This window comes from Pseudomonas sp. Z1-29, assembly GCF_051131995.1.
Taxonomy (GTDB): domain Bacteria; phylum Pseudomonadota; class Gammaproteobacteria; order Pseudomonadales; family Pseudomonadaceae; genus Aquipseudomonas.
The window spans coordinates 3,873,742-3,889,716 of the sequence record NZ_CP071645.1; the positions used below are offsets into that span (position 1 = coordinate 3,873,742).

At 60.3% G+C, this 15,975-nt stretch carries 13 protein-coding genes; 8 read left to right on the forward strand and 5 right to left on the reverse strand.

What is annotated here, in order from left to right; genetic code table 11:
• The first annotated feature begins 163 nt into the window (after positions 1 to 163).
• Together dddP and J3P84_RS17500 are read left to right on the forward strand one after the other, a co-directional pair.
• Complete coding sequence (dddP, locus tag J3P84_RS17495) at positions 164 to 1,525, forward strand: dimethylsulfonioproprionate lyase DddP (protein ID WP_434624750.1); 1,362 nt, start codon at positions 164 to 166, stop codon at positions 1,523 to 1,525.
• Entirely contained in the window at positions 1,522 to 2,475 is a 954-nt protein-coding gene (locus tag J3P84_RS17500) for a GlxA family transcriptional regulator (protein WP_434624752.1), read from the forward strand. The genes dddP and J3P84_RS17500 overlap by 4 nt, the downstream gene beginning before the upstream one ends.
• A gap of 208 nt (positions 2,476 to 2,683) precedes the next feature.
• Here J3P84_RS17500 and J3P84_RS17505 read toward each other — a convergent pair whose 3' ends face one another.
• From J3P84_RS17505 to J3P84_RS17515, 3 genes are all read right to left on the reverse strand, one after another.
• Positions 2,684 to 3,583, reverse strand: a complete 900-nt coding sequence (locus J3P84_RS17505; RefSeq protein ID WP_434569055.1) for a glycine betaine ABC transporter substrate-binding protein — start codon at positions 3,581 to 3,583, stop codon at positions 2,684 to 2,686.
• A 229-nt stretch (positions 3,584 to 3,812) separates the two neighbouring features.
• Positions 3,813 to 4,748, reverse strand: coding sequence for an electron transfer flavoprotein subunit alpha/FixB family protein (locus tag J3P84_RS17510; protein WP_434624755.1), 936 nt, complete (start codon positions 4,746 to 4,748; stop codon positions 3,813 to 3,815).
• Positions 4,748 to 5,497: an electron transfer flavoprotein subunit beta/FixA family protein gene (locus tag J3P84_RS17515; protein WP_434624757.1), complete on the reverse strand. Its 750-nt coding sequence runs from the start codon at positions 5,495 to 5,497 to the stop codon at positions 4,748 to 4,750. The genes J3P84_RS17510 and J3P84_RS17515 overlap by 1 nt, the downstream gene beginning before the upstream one ends.
• Before the next feature lie 209 nt (positions 5,498 to 5,706).
• On the opposite strand from J3P84_RS17515, the gene J3P84_RS17520 reads away from it, so the two are divergent.
• On the forward strand, positions 5,707 to 7,743 hold the full coding sequence (locus J3P84_RS17520) for an FAD-dependent oxidoreductase (protein ID WP_434624759.1): 2,037 nt from the start codon (positions 5,707 to 5,709) through the stop codon (positions 7,741 to 7,743).
• Between the two features lie 967 nt (positions 7,744 to 8,710).
• On the opposite strand, the gene J3P84_RS17525 is transcribed toward J3P84_RS17520, so the two are convergent.
• Both J3P84_RS17525 and J3P84_RS17530 read right to left on the reverse strand, forming a co-directional pair.
• Positions 8,711 to 9,496, reverse strand: coding sequence for a pyrroline-5-carboxylate reductase family protein (locus tag J3P84_RS17525; RefSeq protein ID WP_434624761.1), 786 nt, complete (start codon positions 9,494 to 9,496; stop codon positions 8,711 to 8,713).
• A complete protein-coding gene (locus tag J3P84_RS17530) occupies positions 9,493 to 10,194 on the reverse strand; it encodes a TetR/AcrR family transcriptional regulator (RefSeq protein ID WP_305495603.1) in 702 nt (233 codons plus the stop codon). The genes J3P84_RS17525 and J3P84_RS17530 overlap by 4 nt, the downstream gene beginning before the upstream one ends.
• Positions 10,195 to 10,415: 221 nt before the next feature.
• On the opposite strand from J3P84_RS17530, the gene choW reads away from it, so the two are divergent.
• The 5 genes from choW to J3P84_RS17555 all read left to right on the forward strand — a co-directional run bounded on the left by choW (position 10,416) and on the right by J3P84_RS17555 (position 15,944).
• On the forward strand, positions 10,416 to 11,264 hold the full coding sequence (gene choW / locus J3P84_RS17535; RefSeq protein WP_434624763.1) for a choline ABC transporter permease subunit: 849 nt from the start codon (positions 10,416 to 10,418) through the stop codon (positions 11,262 to 11,264).
• Positions 11,261 to 12,484: a choline ABC transporter ATP-binding protein gene (gene choV, locus J3P84_RS17540; RefSeq protein WP_434624765.1), complete on the forward strand. Its 1,224-nt coding sequence runs from the start codon at positions 11,261 to 11,263 to the stop codon at positions 12,482 to 12,484. The genes choW and choV overlap by 4 nt, the downstream gene beginning before the upstream one ends.
• A gap of 75 nt (positions 12,485 to 12,559) precedes the next feature.
• The gene (locus J3P84_RS17545) at positions 12,560 to 13,813 is read left to right on the forward strand and encodes an aromatic ring-hydroxylating oxygenase subunit alpha (protein ID WP_434624767.1); all 1,254 of its coding nucleotides are present in this window, start codon (positions 12,560 to 12,562) and stop codon (positions 13,811 to 13,813) included.
• A 9-nt stretch (positions 13,814 to 13,822) separates the two neighbouring features.
• Positions 13,823 to 14,941, forward strand: coding sequence for an FAD-binding oxidoreductase (locus J3P84_RS17550; protein ID WP_434624769.1), 1,119 nt, complete (start codon positions 13,823 to 13,825; stop codon positions 14,939 to 14,941).
• A gap of 88 nt (positions 14,942 to 15,029) precedes the next feature.
• Positions 15,030 to 15,944 carry a LysR substrate-binding domain-containing protein gene (locus tag J3P84_RS17555; RefSeq protein ID WP_434624771.1) on the forward strand — a complete coding sequence of 305 codons (915 nt, stop codon included), beginning with the start codon at positions 15,030 to 15,032 and terminating at the stop codon, positions 15,942 to 15,944.
• Positions 15,945 to 15,975: the final 31 nt, after the last annotated feature.

Sequence of the window (15,975 nt, forward strand, 5' to 3'; positions counted from 1 at the left end):
CTTTTAATAAGGGTCGCGATTTGTGGCAGCTGTACTGGCCTCATCGCGAGCAAGCTCGCTCCCACAGGGTCATGTGTACGGCCGAGGAATGTGGGAGCGAGCTTGCTCGCGAAGAGGCCGGTCCAGCTGAATACCTCTAGCAGAACGAACACTGGACGCCATCATGCCCCCTTCACCTTTTTCGATTCCAGCCAATGCCCGGCGCATCGACCCGGCGAGGCAGCGTGCAGTTGCACTGAAAAAAGACGGCTCCGTCGATGACAACAACCGCGTCGAGATAGGCCCTACGCCGCTGGCGTTTGCGGAGTGGGAGCGGCTGGGCCTGGAGCCGCCCCATTTACCCACCCTGCGCAAGTACCGATTGCAACGGATTGTCGATCAGATGGTCGCCCGTGACCTGGGTGGCATCCTGTTATTCGATCCGCTGAATATCCGCTACGCGACCGACACCACCAACATGCAACTGTGGACGACTCATAACCCCGCACGGGCATGCTTCGTCGCCGCCAGTGGGCATGTGGTTTTGTGGGACTTTCATGGCTGTGATCACTTGTCCGCGCACTTGCCGCTGGTGACGGAGCTACGCAGCGGGGCATCTTTTTTCTTTTTCGAGACCGGTGAACACACTGATCGACACGCCAGGCATTTCGCCGCGCAAATCGACGATTTGCTGCGCCAACACGCCGGAGTCAACCGACGGCTTGCGGTCGATCGAATAGAAGTCGCCGGCGTACGTGCCCTGGATGCCCTGGCAATCGAGATTTACAGCGGCCAGGAAGTGACCGAATTCGCGCGCATGATCAAGGGCCCGGATGAAATCAAGGCGATGCGCTGTGCGGTGGCTTCATGCGAAGCGTCAGTGGCCGAAATGCACCAGGCAATGCGCGCCGGCGTGACCGAAAACGATGTCTGGGCCGCGCTGCATTCCAGCAATATCCGCCGCGGTGGCGAATGGATCGAGACGCGCATCCTCAGTTCCGGTCCTCGCACCAACCCCTGGTTCCAGGAGTCCGGCCCACGCGTGTTGAGCGACGGCGATCTGCTGTCATTCGACACGGACCTGATCGGCACCTACGGCATGTGCGTGGACATGTCCCGCAGCTGGATCTGCGGGGGTCTGGAGCCCACGTCCGAACAAAAGCGCCTGTACCGGATCGCCCATGACCATATCGTCCATAACACCGATTTGATCAAGCCAGGCGTACGCTTCACCGAGCTGACCGCCAAGGCGCACCGGTTGCCCGAACCGTGCCGGGCTCAACGGTATGGTGTGCTTTATCACGGCGTCGGGCTGTGTGACGAGTACCCGAGCATTCGTTATCCGGAGGACCTGGAGTCCTACGGATACGAGGGCGAACTGCAGCCGGGCATGGCCCTGTGCGTCGAGGCGTATGTCGGTGAGGTGGGCGGACAGGATGGCATCAAGCTGGAGAACCAATTGCTGGTGACCGAGACCGGTTATGAGTTACTCACCCACTACCCTTTCGATGACAGTTTCCTGCGGGATACGAAGCGCAACTCATGAACGCGATGATCGAGTCCCAGAAAACATCGAGCGTGGGCTTCCTGTTGCTCGATAACTTCTCCCTGACCTGTTTCACCCAATGCCTGGACGTGCTCGTCACCGCCAATCTGATTCAGCCAGGGTCGATAAGAATCCATACTTTCAGTCGCAACGACTCCGAAGTGATCAGCGACCTGGCAATCCCCATCAGGCCAGACACACCGTTGACCGATATCAGGATCGTGGCGCTGGACTTGATGATTGTCTGCGGCGGCCTGCGCACGCCGAGGGTACTCCCCCACGGGTTGGTAACGCTGCTGACCAAACTGGCGAACCTGCCCATTGCGCTCGGCGGCTTATGGAACGGCGCCTGGTACCTGGGCAAGGCTGGACTGCTGGATGGTTACCGATGCGCTATTCATGCCGAACAACGAATGGCCTTGTCGGAGTGTTCACCGAAAACCACGGTGACGCTGGATACAGTGGTGTTCGACAGGGACCGATTCACCGCGTCAAACCCTGCCGGCGCGTTTCAGATCATGATGAAATGGCTGTACGCGGCCCTCGACCCGAAAGTTGCGGACGCGGTGTTTGACCTGTTGGATCATGAGTCTCGGTTTCGTACCTCGGCCAAGGTCCTGGACCGCAAGGTCAGTGCGTGCCTGCGGGAAGTCATTGCATTGATGGAATGCAACCTTGAAGAACCTTTGAGCCTGGACTTGCTCGCTCAATGCGTTCAGCTGTCCAAGCGCCAGATCCAGCGCCTGTTTCGCAGGCAGATCAATATGTCTCCGCAACGCTACTATCTGGAACTACGGCTGACTGAGGCGCGGCGCCTGCTACAGAACTCCAGGCTGAGCGTCACGGATGTCGCCATTGCCTGCGGGTTTGTCTCTACCCCTCACTTCAGCAAGTGCTATAGCACGCTCTTTGGCTGTCCTCCTTCGAAGGAAAGTCGCTACGAGATATAGCGCCTGCTGACGAGGAGGCAGGTCTCCCGATGCTAGGCCTCGATAGGCTGCTCATTAGAATCCTAAGATCGCAACAACGAAAACGGAGTGGCTTTAAAGTTTTCAGGCAGTAGCAGCGCTTACAGACTATTTATCCTTGAAAACAATAAATCCGGTGCCCTGACGAAGGGCACCGGACGGCAACAAAACCATCATGGAACAGCGGTGATTACGGGGCTGGCGTAGCGGAAGCAGTCTGGCTGCCGAACATCGCTTCGAAGCGCGGTTTGTTCGCCGCGTAGTACTCGGCAACCACCTTGTCCGCAGTGCTTTCGCGGGCATCCGCCATCAACTTCTCAAGGTCCGCTTTCGGGATCTTGAAGTTGGCGAAGAAGCGCGCCACGTCCGGATGTTCGGCGCTGAAACCTTTGCGGGCAATCGCGTGGATCTGCTCGGCGCCACCGAATATCTGCTTTGGATCATCCAGGTAACGCAGCGGCCATTTGGCGAACATCCAGTGGGGGCTCCAGGCGTTGACCAACGACCACTTGTCCCGTTTGATGTTGCGATCCAGTTCACTCAGCATGCCGGACTCTGAAGACGCAACCATCTTGTAGCCGTCGAGCTTGTATTCCTTGATGGCTTTTTCCGTCAGCTTGTACTGACCATTGCCCACTTCCGAGGTGAGAATCTTGCCGCCGAGCTTCTCCCGCACTTCGGGTTTGTTGAGGTCTTCGACACTGGCAATCTCACTGGTAGGAATCGAGGTGGGCACCGCCATGCCGATCCGGCCTTCATACAGTACGCCGAGGTCTTCGAGCTTGTCCTTGTACTTGTCATAGAAGGACTTGTGGGTGCTCGGCAGCCAGACCATCGGAATCAGATCGATATTGCCGTTGGCCAGTGCCTGGAACTGGATGCCGATATCGGCCAGTACCAGCTTGACCGGTTGCTTGAGATGATCCTGCAACGCGGTATTCGCCAGCTTCACGGCGATTTCCGTATCCGACCAGTTCACCCAGCCGATACGAATGGGCGCGGGTTCCTCGGCTTGAGCGATCAGGCTGCCGCAGGCCAATGCAAGGCCGGCAAACCAGCCGATAAAAGTTTTACGGGGTAAGGTCATCATGTGCATCTCCGCAGACTGTATTAATAGTTATTGGCAGGGCAGCAGAAGCATTCATTTCCCATCGCGACCGCGCACGGCCATGGGCAAGTTCTAATTATGAAATCACGGCTATTGAGTGTGGCTTACCCTCCTCCGCCCGTTGGCGGGCTGATTCTTTCAAGGTTGTCGATAAACCCGTGGCGAGGGAGCTTGCTCCCTCGCCACGGGTTCGTCGTTTTACGTCTTGAATTCACAATGCCCTTTCGAGTGCCGGCAACGCCTCGAACAAATCCGCCACCAACAGATAATCCGCCACCTGGGCAATCGGTGCCTCGGCGTCCTGGTTGATCGCGACGATGACCTTTGAACCGCTCATGCCCGCCAGATGTTGAATGGCGCCACTGATGCCTGCGGCAATATAAAGCTCCGGCGCGACGATCTTGCCCGTCTGCCCGACCTGCAAATCGTTGGGCGCGAATCCCGAATCAACAGCAGCGCGGGAGGCCCCCACGGCACCGCCGAGCTTGTCGGCCACTCGCTCGATCAGGGCGAAGTTCTCTTTGCTCTGCATCCCGCGGCCACCGGAAACGACGACGCGGGCGCTCGACAGATCGGGCCGTTCGCTGGCCGTCAGTTGTTCGCTCACCAAACGCACGTTGCTGGCGCTTTGTCCGCCGTCCACTGCAACCACTTCGCAGGGTTTGTCATGGGATAACGCTGGGGCGAATGCCGAAGCGCGCACCGTGAGCAACTTGATCGGATCCAGTGACTGCAGCGTGGCGATGGCATTGCCGGCATAAACAGGCCGCTGGAAAGTGTCCGCCGAGACGATGTGGGTAACGTCCGAAAGCATGCCCACATCCAGGCTCGCCGCGACCCGTGGCAGCAGATTGCGGCCCATGCTGCTGGCATCGGCAACGACGTGTGTATACCCCTCGGCCACCAGCGACGTGATCAGCGGCTGGACGTTTTCAGCCAGGGCATTTTCGAATACCTCCGCCTGTGCGAGCAGCACCCGGTCCAGGCCTTGGGCCAGCGCTGCCTGTTGCGCCACGGCCGAGGCGTCCGTCCCGCCCATCACCAGCAAATCCGTTTCAGCACCCAACGCCACGGCAGCGCCCACGGCGCTCCAGGTGCCTGCCGTCAGTTGACCGACACTGTGCTCGGCGATCACCAATGTGCGCATCAAATCACCCCCGCAACGGTTTTCAGTTTATCCACCAACTCGGTCACCGAAGCGACCGTGATGCCTGCTTTGCGTACCGGTGGAGGGACAACACCGAGCAATCGAGCGTGTTGCTTCACGCTCGCGCCCAAGCTGTCGGCGGCGATGGTTTCCAAGGGCTTTTTCTTGGCTTTCATGATGTTCGGCAACGAGGCGTAGCGCGGTTGATTCAGGCGCAGATCGCAAGTCACCACGGCCGGCGTCGACAGCGCGACCACCTGGCTGCCCCCATCGACCTCACGCTCGACGAGCCATTGCCCGTCGACATGATTGACTGCCGAGGCGTAAGTGGCCTGACCGCTGCCGATCAATTGCGCGACCATTTGCCCGACCTGATTGTTTTCCTGGTCGATCGCCTGCTTGCCGAACAGGATCAGTTGCGGTTGTTCCTGATCAATCACTTTGCTCAGGTACTTGGCGACGTTGAGCGGCTCGAGAATCGCGCTGGTCTCGACCAGAAGTGCGCGGTCCGCACCGAGTGCCAACGCCGTGCGCAGTTGTTCCTGGGCGGCCGATGTGCCCACCGAGACCACCACCACTTCGGTTGCCAGCCCTTTTTCCTTGAGGCGAATCGCCTCTTCAACCGCGATCTCGCAGAACGGATTCAAGGCCATTTTCACGCCGTTGAGCTCAACGTCTGAACCGTCAGCCTTCACCCGGACTTTCACATTCGGGTCGATGGCGCGCTTTATCGCAACGAGCACTTTCATGGTCTTTGCACAGCCCCCTTGCACTTGGATCGATGCGCGATGACCGGCGCGCATACGCCGGATCACCCCTGTTTCGACTGGATGGTAATCCTGGTTATTACCCCGCGCAAGAAAAATGTACACCTGTGTCTCAATCGTTGACACACATGAACATTGCACATACCGTTATGTCAAAACCAAGCCTGATGTTCTGTTCCCGGAGCAACACCATGTCCAGCGATCCTCTGCTGCAGCCCTACAAGATCAAGCATCTGACCCTCAAGAATCGGATCATGACCACCTCCCACGAACCCGCGTATCCCGTGGATGGCATGCCGAAGGATTTGTACCGCGCCTATCACGTCGAACGGGCGAAGGCCGGCGTTGCGTTGACCATGACCGCAGGCTCCGCTGCGGTTTCACGGGACAGCCCGCCGGTGTTCAACAACGTGCTGGCGTACAAGGACGAGGTGGTCAAATGGATGAAGGACCTGACCGACGAATGCCACGAACACGGCGCCGCGGTGATGATTCAACTGACCCACCTGGGGCGGCGCACGCGCTGGGACAAGGCTGACTGGCTACCGGTCGTCTCGCCGTCCCATCGCCGCGAAGCGTCCCACCGGGCGTTCCCGAAAAAGATGGAAGACTGGGACATCGACCGGATCGTCAAGGACTACGTGGACGCCGCCGAACGCATGAAGGCCGCCGGTCTCGACGGTTTGGAACTGCAGGCCTACGGGCACCTCATGGATCAATTCTGGTCGCCACTGACCAACGATCTCGACGGCCCCTACGGTGGTTCGCTGGAAAACCGCATGCGCTTCACCTTCGATGTGTTGCGCGGCATCCGCCAGCGCTGCGGTGAGGACTTCCTGCTGGGGGTGCGCTACACCGGCGACGAAGACCTGCCCGGCGGCTTCGGTGCCAGCGATGGCCTGCAGATTTCCCACATGCTCAAGGACAGCGGGCTGGTAGATTTCCTCAACGTCGTGCGCGGGCACATCGATACCGATGCCGGCCTCACCGACGTGATCCCGATCCAAGGCATGCGCAACTCGCCGCACCTGGATTTTGCTGGCGAGATCCGCTCCGCCACCGGTTTCCCGACCTTTCATGCAGCGAAGATCCCGGATGTCGCCACGGCGCGACACGCCATCGCCTCGGGCAAAGTGGACATGATCGGCATGACACGCGCGCACATGACCGACCCGCATATCGTGCGCAAGATCATCGAAAAACGTGAAGAAGAGATCCGCCCCTGCGTTGGCGCCAACTACTGCCTGGACCGCATCTATCAGGGCGGCGCCGCGTATTGCATCCACAACGCCGCCACCGGGCGCGAAACCACCATGCCCCACGAAATCCCCAAGGCGCCGTTCAAGCGCAAGGTGGTGGTAATCGGCACCGGCCCGGCGGGCCTGGAGGCGGCACGGGTGGCCGGCGAGCGCGGCCATGCAGTCACCGTGTTCGAAGTGGCCGACCAGCCAGGCGGGCAGATCCGCTTGACCGCGCAGAGCGAGCGCCGCCGCGAGATGATCAGCATCATCGACTGGCGCATGGCGCAATGTGAACGCCTTGGCGTGAAGTTCCAGTTCAACACCTGGGCCGAAGCCGAGACGGTGATGGCCGAAGAACCGGACGTGGTGATTGTCGCCACGGGCGGTCTGCCCCACACCGAGGTGCTCAAGCAAGGTAATGAGCTGGTGGTGTCGACCTGGGACATCATTTCCGGCGATATCAAGCCCGGCCAGAACGTGCTGATCTTCGACGACGCCGGCGACCACGCGGCGCTACAGGCGGCCGAGATCATCGCCAGCAGCGGCGCGAAACTGGAAATCGTCACGCCCGACCGGTCGTTCGCACCGGAAGTGATGGCAATGAACCTGGTGCCTTACATGCGCAGCCTGCAAGACCTGAACGTCACCTTCACCGTCACCTATCGGGTCGACTCCGTGGAAAAACGCGACGGTCAACTGATTGCGCACTTCGGCAGCGACTACGGCCAGGTGCACAAGCAGCGGGTGGTCGACCAGGTGGTGGTCAACCACGGCACCCTGCCCCTGGACGATTTGTACTTTGAGTTGCGGCCGCATTCGAGCAACAACGGCGCGGTCGAGCAGCACAACCTGATCGCCGGGAAAACCCAGAATATCGTGACCAACCCCGGAGGCCGCTTCCAGCTGTTCCGGATCGGCGACGCGGTGTCGGCGCGCAATACCCATGCGGCCATCTACGATGCGCTGCGGTTGGTCAAGGACATCTGAAGCGCGACCGGAGAAGGACACAGCAATTGTGTCGATAAATGAAGATCCAAATGTGGGAGCGAGCCTGCTCGCGAAGGCGGTGGTTCAGTGAAAGGGATGCTGGACTGGCCGACGCCATCGCGAGCAAGCTCGCTCCCACAGGGTTCTGTGTTGCACGGCAATCTTGTGATTAATAAAGATCCAAATGTGGGAGCGAGCTTGCTCGCGATAGCGGTGGTTCAGTGACAAGGATGCTGGATGGCGGACGCTTTCGCGAGCAGGCTCGCTCCCACAGGGTTCTGTGTTGCACAGTAATCTTGTGATTGATAAAGATCCAAATGTGGGAGCGAGCCTGCTCGCGAAGGCGGTGGTTCAGTGAAAGGGATGCTGGACTGGCGGACGCCATCGCGAGCAAGCTCGCTCCCACAGGGTTCTGTGTTGCACGGCAATCTTGTGATTGATAAAGATCCAAATGTGGGAGCGAGCCTGCTCGCGAAGGCGGTGGTTCAGTGACAGGGATGCTGGACTGGCGGACGCCATCGCGAGCAAGCTCGCTCCCACTGGGTTCTGTGTTGCACGGCAATCTTGTGATTGATAAAGATCCAAATGTGGGAGCGAGCTTGCTCGCGATAGCGGTGGTTCAGTGACAAGGATGCTGGATGGCGGACGCTTTCGCGAGCAGGCTCGCTCCCACAGGGTTCTGTGTTGCACGGCAATCTTGTGATTGATAAAGACCCAAATGTGGGAGCGAGCTTGCTCGCGATAGCGGTGGTTCAGTGACAAGGATGCTGGATGGCGGACGCTTTCGCGAGCAGGCTCGCTCCCACAGGGTTCTGTGTTGCACAGTAATCTTGTGATTGATAAAGATCCAAATGTGGGAGCGAGCCTGCTCGCGAAGGCGGTGGTTCAGTGAAAGGGATGCTGGACTGGCGGACGCCATCGCGAGCAAGCTCGCTCCCACAGGTCTCCCACAGGTCTGATCAGTGAATCAGGCTTGCAGGCCCTGGCGGGCGACCGTGGCGCCGGCTTGCAATGCCTTCCCCACCTGCTCCTCGAAATGTCCCTCGGTCATCGCCTGGAGGGCGGCGGCGGTCACGCCGCGGTAGGCGACCAGGGCGTCGATCATCTGCCCGGCGTCATGGCTGGCCAGTAACTGGCTGCTGTGGACCACGACATTCTTCGCCGCAAGCTGCGCAATCTCGGCGGGGATGCCGGCCTCCATCGCCTGATTGGCCAGGGCTGTCATGAGCAAGGCGGGAAAGGCCGGGCCGGTGCCGGAAAGCGCGGAAAGGTAATCAATGAAGTCTTCCTGCTCAACCTCGGCGGCAGTACCGACGCATCCGAACAAGCGCTGGACGAAGCTCTTCGTCGCCGCATCCACCACGCCGAAGCAATACCAAGGTGTAAACGACTGCCCGATCTCCACCGCCGCATTGGGCATCGCCCGCAGCACTCTCGAAGCCGAGGTCCGGGCGGCAATGGCCTGCGCGGTGATCCCGGCCATCAATGAAATGACTGTCTTGCCAGAAGCGTTGAGGCTCAGGCCGGCGAACTGCTCAGGGCGCACCGCGATGATGATCACGTCGCTGCGGTCCACCAGCGCCTGGTTGTCCGTGACCAGACAAACGCCTTGTTGCGCCAAAGGATGGACACCCGAGCGATTGGAAATAACCAGGTTACCCGCCGGCAACAGCGCCTGCGCCAACACAGCCTTGGCAATCGCCCCGCCCAGCCAGCCCGTTCCGCCAATGATGCCCAGCGTCGGCGCGTTCATTTCCCGGCCGTCTCTTCAAAGGTTTCCGTCAACGGCACAAAGATCCCTGGCTCTTTTTCGGCATAACCGAATTTACCGTAGAAACGATCCAGCTCGCGCTGCTTGGGTACTTTGCCGGTGAAAATGCTCACATAATGCGGGATGCGCTGGAAACGCACGGTGATCAGCTCGCTGGTGTTCATGGTGATGTAGCCAATCTGGGTCAGGTAAATCGTCCGGGCCCGTGCGTCGGCACCCTGGCTGTCATAACCAAAGCGCTTGAACATGCTCGCCAGGGCGCCCATTCGCTGCTCGTCGACGATGGCGACTTCCTGCGCCACTTCAGCGGACTGGAGCGCCCAGCTGCGCACGGCGAATTCGAATTGCGAATCGAACAATTGAGGATTGAGCCAGCATTCGAAGACATTCAGGATCGCCTCGGAAATGCTCTCGGCGTAGCTCTCGCTTTGCCGGATCAAGCCACCGGTGTTGGTCTCGCGCCAGCGCGACAGCAAGGCGGCGAGCAACTGCTCACGATCCTCGAAGAACCAATAGAAGCTGGTGCGTGACAATCCCAAACGCTTGGCCAGCGGCATGACCCTGACCGCATCGATGCCGGACTCTTTCAAGGCCTCGTAGGCCGCTTCCAGCCAGCCTTCGGGCGACCCTCGCCAGCCGGCGTCCTGGGCCTTGCCGCGCGCCTTCCCTACCTGGGGCATCTTGCATCCACCTTGTTGAACATACGTAACGCGAATGTACTCGGATGCCCGCCGAATGTACACCTGAGTACAGTTGCTCAACGCGACGCGACTTGTGCTTCCGAATCCCAGCAGGATTGATGACAAAAACTCATGAGCCGCTGACTTTAAATGGTTTGTCAGCACCGCACGCCCGGATGAGTATCTGCTCCAGGCAAACCAGAACAAAAACGAGCCGCCTTATGTGGACTGCACAAGAAAAACTCCCACTGGGTGAGTACATCGCCCGATACGTCGAATGGCTGACCCAAAATGGCGCCGATGTCTTCGACGCCATTTCGCTGTCGCTCTCCGAGGTCATTTCGGTCTTTACCAGCGCCCTCCTCTGGTTCAACCCGCTGGCCTTGATCGGGCTGCTGGCCCTCTTCGCTTATTACATTCAACGCAAGGTGAGCCTGACGCTCTTCGTCGGCCTGTCGTTCCTGTTGATCTTCAACCTGGGCTACTGGCAGGAAACCATGGAAACCCTGGCCCAGGTGACATTCGCCACGCTGGTGTGCGTCATCATCGGCGTGCCGCTGGGCATCGTCGCGGCGCATCGTCCCTGGTTCTACGCAACCCTGCGACCGGTGCTCGACCTGATGCAGACCGTCCCCACTTTCGTCTACCTGATCCCGACCTTGACGCTGTTCGGCCTCGGCGTGGTTCCGGGATTGATTTCCACGGTGGTCTTCGCCATTGCCGCGCCAATCCGCCTGACCTACCTGGGCGTGCGCGATGTGCCTCAAGAACTGATGGACGCCGGCAAAGCCTTCGGCTGCTCACGTCGCCAGCTGCTGGCACGCATCGAGCTGCCCCATGCCATGCCGAGCATCGCCGCCGGGATTACCCAATGCATCATGTTGTCGCTGTCGATGGTGGTCATCGCGGCGCTGGTCGGTGCGGATGGCCTGGGCAAACCCGTGGTCAACGCGCTGAATACCGCCGATATCGCCATGGGTTTCGAAGCAGGCCTGGCGATCGTGTTGTTGGCGATCATCCTCGACCGCATCTGCAAGCAGCGCGAAACCGTGAAAAGAGGTGACGCATGAGCACCATTCGTTTTGAAGACGTCGACGTCATCTTCGCCAGCCGCCCGAAGCCGGCGCTGGAGCTGCTCGACCAGGGTTTTTCGCGCCCGGAGATTCTGCAGCAAACCGGCCTGATCGTCGGCGTGGAGAAGGCCAATCTCGACATCAACAAAGGTGAAATCTGCGTGCTGATGGGCCTGTCCGGCTCCGGCAAATCGAGCCTGTTGCGCTGCATCAATGGCTTGAACACGGTGAGTCGCGGCAAGTTGTTCGTCGAGCACGAGGGCCGACAGATCGACATCGCCGCCTGCACCCCGGCCGAGCTGAAAATGATGCGCACCCGACGCATCGCCATGGTCTTCCAGAAATTCGCCCTGATGCCCTGGCTGACCGTGCGCGAGAACATCGGTTTCGGCCTCGAAATGCAAGGCCGCCCCGAGAAGGAGCGGCGCAAGCTGGTCGACGAAAAGCTTGAACTGGTGGGCTTGACCCAATGGCGCAACAAGAAGCCCGACGAGTTGTCCGGCGGCATGCAGCAGCGCGTTGGCCTGGCCCGCGCCCTGGCGATGGACGCCGATATCCTGCTGATGGACGAACCCTTCTCGGCCCTCGATCCGCTGATTCGCCAAGGCCTGCAGGACGAACTGCTCGACCTGCAGCGCAAGTTGCACAAGACCATCGTCTTCGTCAGCCATGACCTGGACGAAGCCCTCAAGCTGGGAACACGGATCGCCATCATGAAAGACGGCAAGATCATCCAGTACAGCAAACCCGAGGAGATCGTGCTGAAGCCGGCCGACGACTACGTGCGCAATTTCGTCGCCCACACCAACCCACTGAATGTGTTCTGTGCGGGAAGCCTGATGACCCCATTGGACCAGTGCATATCCGCACAGGGCGAATATTGCCTGGATACGGTGCAGAACCTCTGGGTTGCGCTGAACGCATCGAGAGGATTGGCCAGCGTGCGCCGCGGCGCTGCGGCCCAACCGCCGCAACACTGGAACCGCAACGAGGCCAGCGCGCCCTTGCGCTGCCTGGTCACCTCGGTGCCGGCGGATACCGGCATGCGCGAGGCGCTGCGTATCCGCTACGAAACAGGACACCCATTGATCGTGCTCGATAAAGACCAGACCGTCGTCGGTGTACTGGGCGATACGGAACTGTACCGCGCGCTGCTCGGGCATGACCTGTCGCGCCCGGTTTTATCCGAGCCATTGTCAGAGCCTGCGGTGGCCTGAACAGACGAAACCCGTTTTTCCTGCAGCACTGCTTGTCCGCCAACCACCGATCATTTGCCTTGAGTGAGATCGACGATGAACCCAACCCTGAAAACCCATCGTGAACTGCTGGCCGACCGCACCCCGGGCCATGGCATGCCCGGCGGTCTGTTCGGCCGCGAGGATATTTTTGCAACCGACGTCGATGTGTTTTTTACCAAACACTGGATTCTGGTGGGGGTCACCAGCGACGTTGCCGAACCCGGCGATGTTTCGACGATCGATATCGGCAAATCCTCGATCATCCTGGTCCGCGATGATGACGAGCATGTGCAGGCGTTCCGCAATGTCTGCCGGCACCGTGGGGCGCGCTTGAAACAGGCCGGCAAATCGACGGTGGGCATGCTGGTCTGCCCCTATCACCAATGGACGTACGACCTGGATGGCAGCCTGAAACATGCCGCGCACATGGGCAAGGATTTCGACCCAGGGTGCAAGAGCCTGATCCCGGTCCACACCCGCGTGGTGGGTGCCCATGTATTCGTCTGCCTGAGTGACGAGCCGCCGGAAGACATCCTGTACCTCGACCAGGTCATGACCCCGCGTTTCGCTCAGTACGATCTCAGCCATTCGAAGATCGCCTACGAGTCGGAAATCATCGAAAACGGCAATTGGAAACTGGTGATCGAGAACAATCGCGAGTGTTATCACTGCGCCGCCACTCACCCCGAATTGACCGCGTCGTTCCTGCCGGAAGACTTCGGCTTCTGCACCGATGGCCTGGGCGAGGACTCGCTCCTGGCACTCAAGGAATACCACCAGCGCAACGCCGATACCAGGCAAGACTGGGAAAACCAAGGCTACCTCTGCGAGGCCGTCGAGCACCTGGGCGAGGACGCGGTGACTCAGTTCCGCACCCAGCGCCTGGCCATCGCCGGCAACGGCGAATCCCAGACCCTCGATACCCGCGTCGCCTGCACGCGCTTGTTTGGCGACCTCACCCGGCGCGATCTGGGCGACATGCACCTGTGGACCCACAACTCATGGACCCACATCATGAGCGACCATGCGGTGGTCTCCTACATCATCCCGCTGGCGCCCGACAAAACCCTGGTGCGGACCAAATGGCTGGTGCACGCCGATGCCATCGAGGGCGTGGACTACCAGGTGGATAAACTGATCGAGGTCTGGGCGGCGACCAATCTTCAAGACGCCAACCTGGTCGGCATCACCCACAGCGGCACCCAGGACCCGGCCTATTCACCCGGACCGTTCTCGGCGTTTACCGAAACCTATGTCGACCAGTTTTCTCGCTGGTACGCGGCGCGTCTGGCCGCCCATGGCGTGTGAGGGATGGACATGACGACCTACGAAAAGCTGACGCGGCCCCAACGTTTTACCGACCCGACGACCTGGACCGCTTATGGCTCGCAATGGCACAGCGGCGAGCAGAAAACCTTGTCATGTTGCGCCGTGCACCAGGAAACCCATGACGTAAAGACGTTCGTGTTCCAATGCGCGGACTTCAGTGCCTTGAGCTTCGAACCGGGGCAATTCATCACGCTGTCGCCGGTCATCGGGGGGCAAACCATCGCGCGCTGCTACACGCTGTCGTCCTCCCCCACACGCCCATTCACCTTTTCGATTACGGTCAAGCGCGTGCCGGGTGGCGTGGTCTCGAACTGGCTGCATGACCATCTCGAACCGGGAGACAACCTCAGGGCATCCGGCCCGGCGGGCAGTTTCACACCGGTGGGTCATCCGGCGACAAAACTGCTGTACCTGTCGGCCGGTTCCGGCGTGACGCCCTTGATGTCGATGACCCGCGCCGCCTGTGACATGGCGGCCAATCTCGACATCGTATTCCTGCACAGCGCCCGCACGCCGGCGGATATCATCTTCCATGACGAACTGACGCGAATGCAGGCCGATATGCCCGGCCTGCGGGTCATCGGTATTTGCGAAGGGCTTGGCGCTGCCAGCCAGTGGCAGCAGCCGATCGGTCGGCTCGATCTGCCTCTGTTGAGCCAGCAAGTGCCGGACTACCACGAGCGGGAAATTTTCACCTGTGGGCCCCAGGGCTACATGGAAGCGGTCAAGGCGCTGCTCAGGGAAGCGGCGTTCGATTTTCGCCACTATCATCAGGAAAGCTTCGATATCGCGGTGCTGAATGAGGAACCGCTGATCGAGCAGGCCCCTTCACTCGACCAGCAACAGATGTTCATCGTCACCCTGTCGCGCTCTGGCAAGACCTTCAGCATGCCCGGCAACCAGACCGTGCTGAGCGCGGCAAAAAAAGCCGGGGCGATCGTGCCCTCCTCGTGCAGCCAGGGCATCTGTGGCACCTGCAAGACCGCCCTGCTGGAAGGCACGGTGGACATGAACCACAACGGCGGCATCCGGCAACGGGAGATCGACAAAGGCCTGCGCTTGCTCTGCTGCAGCAAGCCGACCTCCAATCTGATCATCGATCTCTAGCCGTCACGCCTGATCCGCTAGGCACTGCGCGCAGGCTTCTGCACAATCACCCTGCGCCTGACCCCAAACAAGACAGTGACCCAGCCCGATGAAACTGCAACCGTTGCCGCCGCTCAACAGCCTGGTGGCGTTCGAGGCCGCTGCTCGCCACCTGAGTTTCACCGTGGCGGCTCGTGAACTGAACGTCACCCAGGGCGCCATCAGCCGCCAGATACGCCTGCTTGAAGATTATCTGGGCACGGCACTGTTCATCCGCACGACCCGTGAAATCAACCTCACTTCTACAGGCAGCCAGTACCACGAAAGCATTCGCGATACGTTGCAGCAGATCGCCCGCGCCACGGCTGGCGTTCGGCATTGGCAAGGCGCCCAGCAAGTCACCGTGGTCACCAGTACGGCGATGGCATCCCTGTGGCTGCTCCCGCTTGTGTCGGAGTTTCAGCGCCAGCACGAAGAAATCGACCTGCGCATCATCGCCACCGACCAGGTCGAGGACTTTTCCCGACTCGATTGCGATCTGGCGCTGTATTACTGCAGCAAGCCGCCCAACAACATGAAAGTCACCGCGCTGTTCAGCGAAGAGATTTTCCCGGTATGCAGCCCCACGTACCTGGCGCAGCACCCCGAGGCCGGCAGGCTCGACCAGCTCGGCGCCTGCACCTGGTTATGGCTGGAGGATCAGCATCGGGACTGGATCGGCTGGAAGGAATGGTTCCGACGCCTGGGCCACCAGGCGCCAGAGCCTCGTCGGCGGATCAACATCAACAGCTACTCGATGCTGATCCAGTCGGCGCTGGCAGGGCAAGGTGTGGCCCTGGCCTGGTCAAGGTTGCTCGGCGACCACTTGCAGACCGGCAACCTTGTCCGCCCGACCGCTAGCCTCTTGCGCACCGATGCGCAGTTTTGCCTGCTGGAACCCTTGGGGCGCGTGCCGAACCGGCAAAGTGTCAATCGCTTCCGCGAATGGCTGATGGCCTACCTTGCGCCGACGGAGGATGCCTGAGCCGTGGCGCGTCGAACCCAGGGGCGTTTAT

Bases quoted from the DNA above. Each gene is read 5' to 3' on its own strand.
- choV (WP_434624765.1), top strand. From the start codon at position 11,261: ATGAGCACCATTCGTTTTGAAGACGTCGACGTCATCTTCGCCAGCCGC.
- J3P84_RS17550 (WP_434624769.1), top strand. From the start codon at position 13,823: ATGACGACCTACGAAAAGCTGACGCGGCCCCAACGTTTTACCGACCCG.
- dddP (WP_434624750.1), top strand. From the start codon at position 164: ATGCCCCCTTCACCTTTTTCGATTCCAGCCAATGCCCGGCGCATCGAC.
- J3P84_RS17545 (WP_434624767.1), top strand. From the start codon at position 12,560: ATGAACCCAACCCTGAAAACCCATCGTGAACTGCTGGCCGACCGCACC.
- J3P84_RS17530 (WP_305495603.1), bottom strand. From the start codon at position 10,194: ATGCCCCAGGTAGGGAAGGCGCGCGGCAAGGCCCAGGACGCCGGCTGG.
- J3P84_RS17510 (WP_434624755.1), bottom strand. From the start codon at position 4,748: ATGCGCACATTGGTGATCGCCGAGCACAGTGTCGGTCAACTGACGGCA.
- choW (WP_434624763.1), top strand. From the start codon at position 10,416: ATGTGGACTGCACAAGAAAAACTCCCACTGGGTGAGTACATCGCCCGA.
- J3P84_RS17500 (WP_434624752.1), top strand. From the start codon at position 1,522: ATGAACGCGATGATCGAGTCCCAGAAAACATCGAGCGTGGGCTTCCTG.
- J3P84_RS17520 (WP_434624759.1), top strand. From the start codon at position 5,707: ATGTCCAGCGATCCTCTGCTGCAGCCCTACAAGATCAAGCATCTGACC.
- J3P84_RS17515 (WP_434624757.1), bottom strand. From the start codon at position 5,497: ATGAAAGTGCTCGTTGCGATAAAGCGCGCCATCGACCCGAATGTGAAA.
- J3P84_RS17555 (WP_434624771.1), top strand. From the start codon at position 15,030: ATGAAACTGCAACCGTTGCCGCCGCTCAACAGCCTGGTGGCGTTCGAG.
- J3P84_RS17505 (WP_434569055.1), bottom strand. From the start codon at position 3,583: ATGATGACCTTACCCCGTAAAACTTTTATCGGCTGGTTTGCCGGCCTT.
- J3P84_RS17525 (WP_434624761.1), bottom strand. From the start codon at position 9,496: ATGAACGCGCCGACGCTGGGCATCATTGGCGGAACGGGCTGGCTGGGC.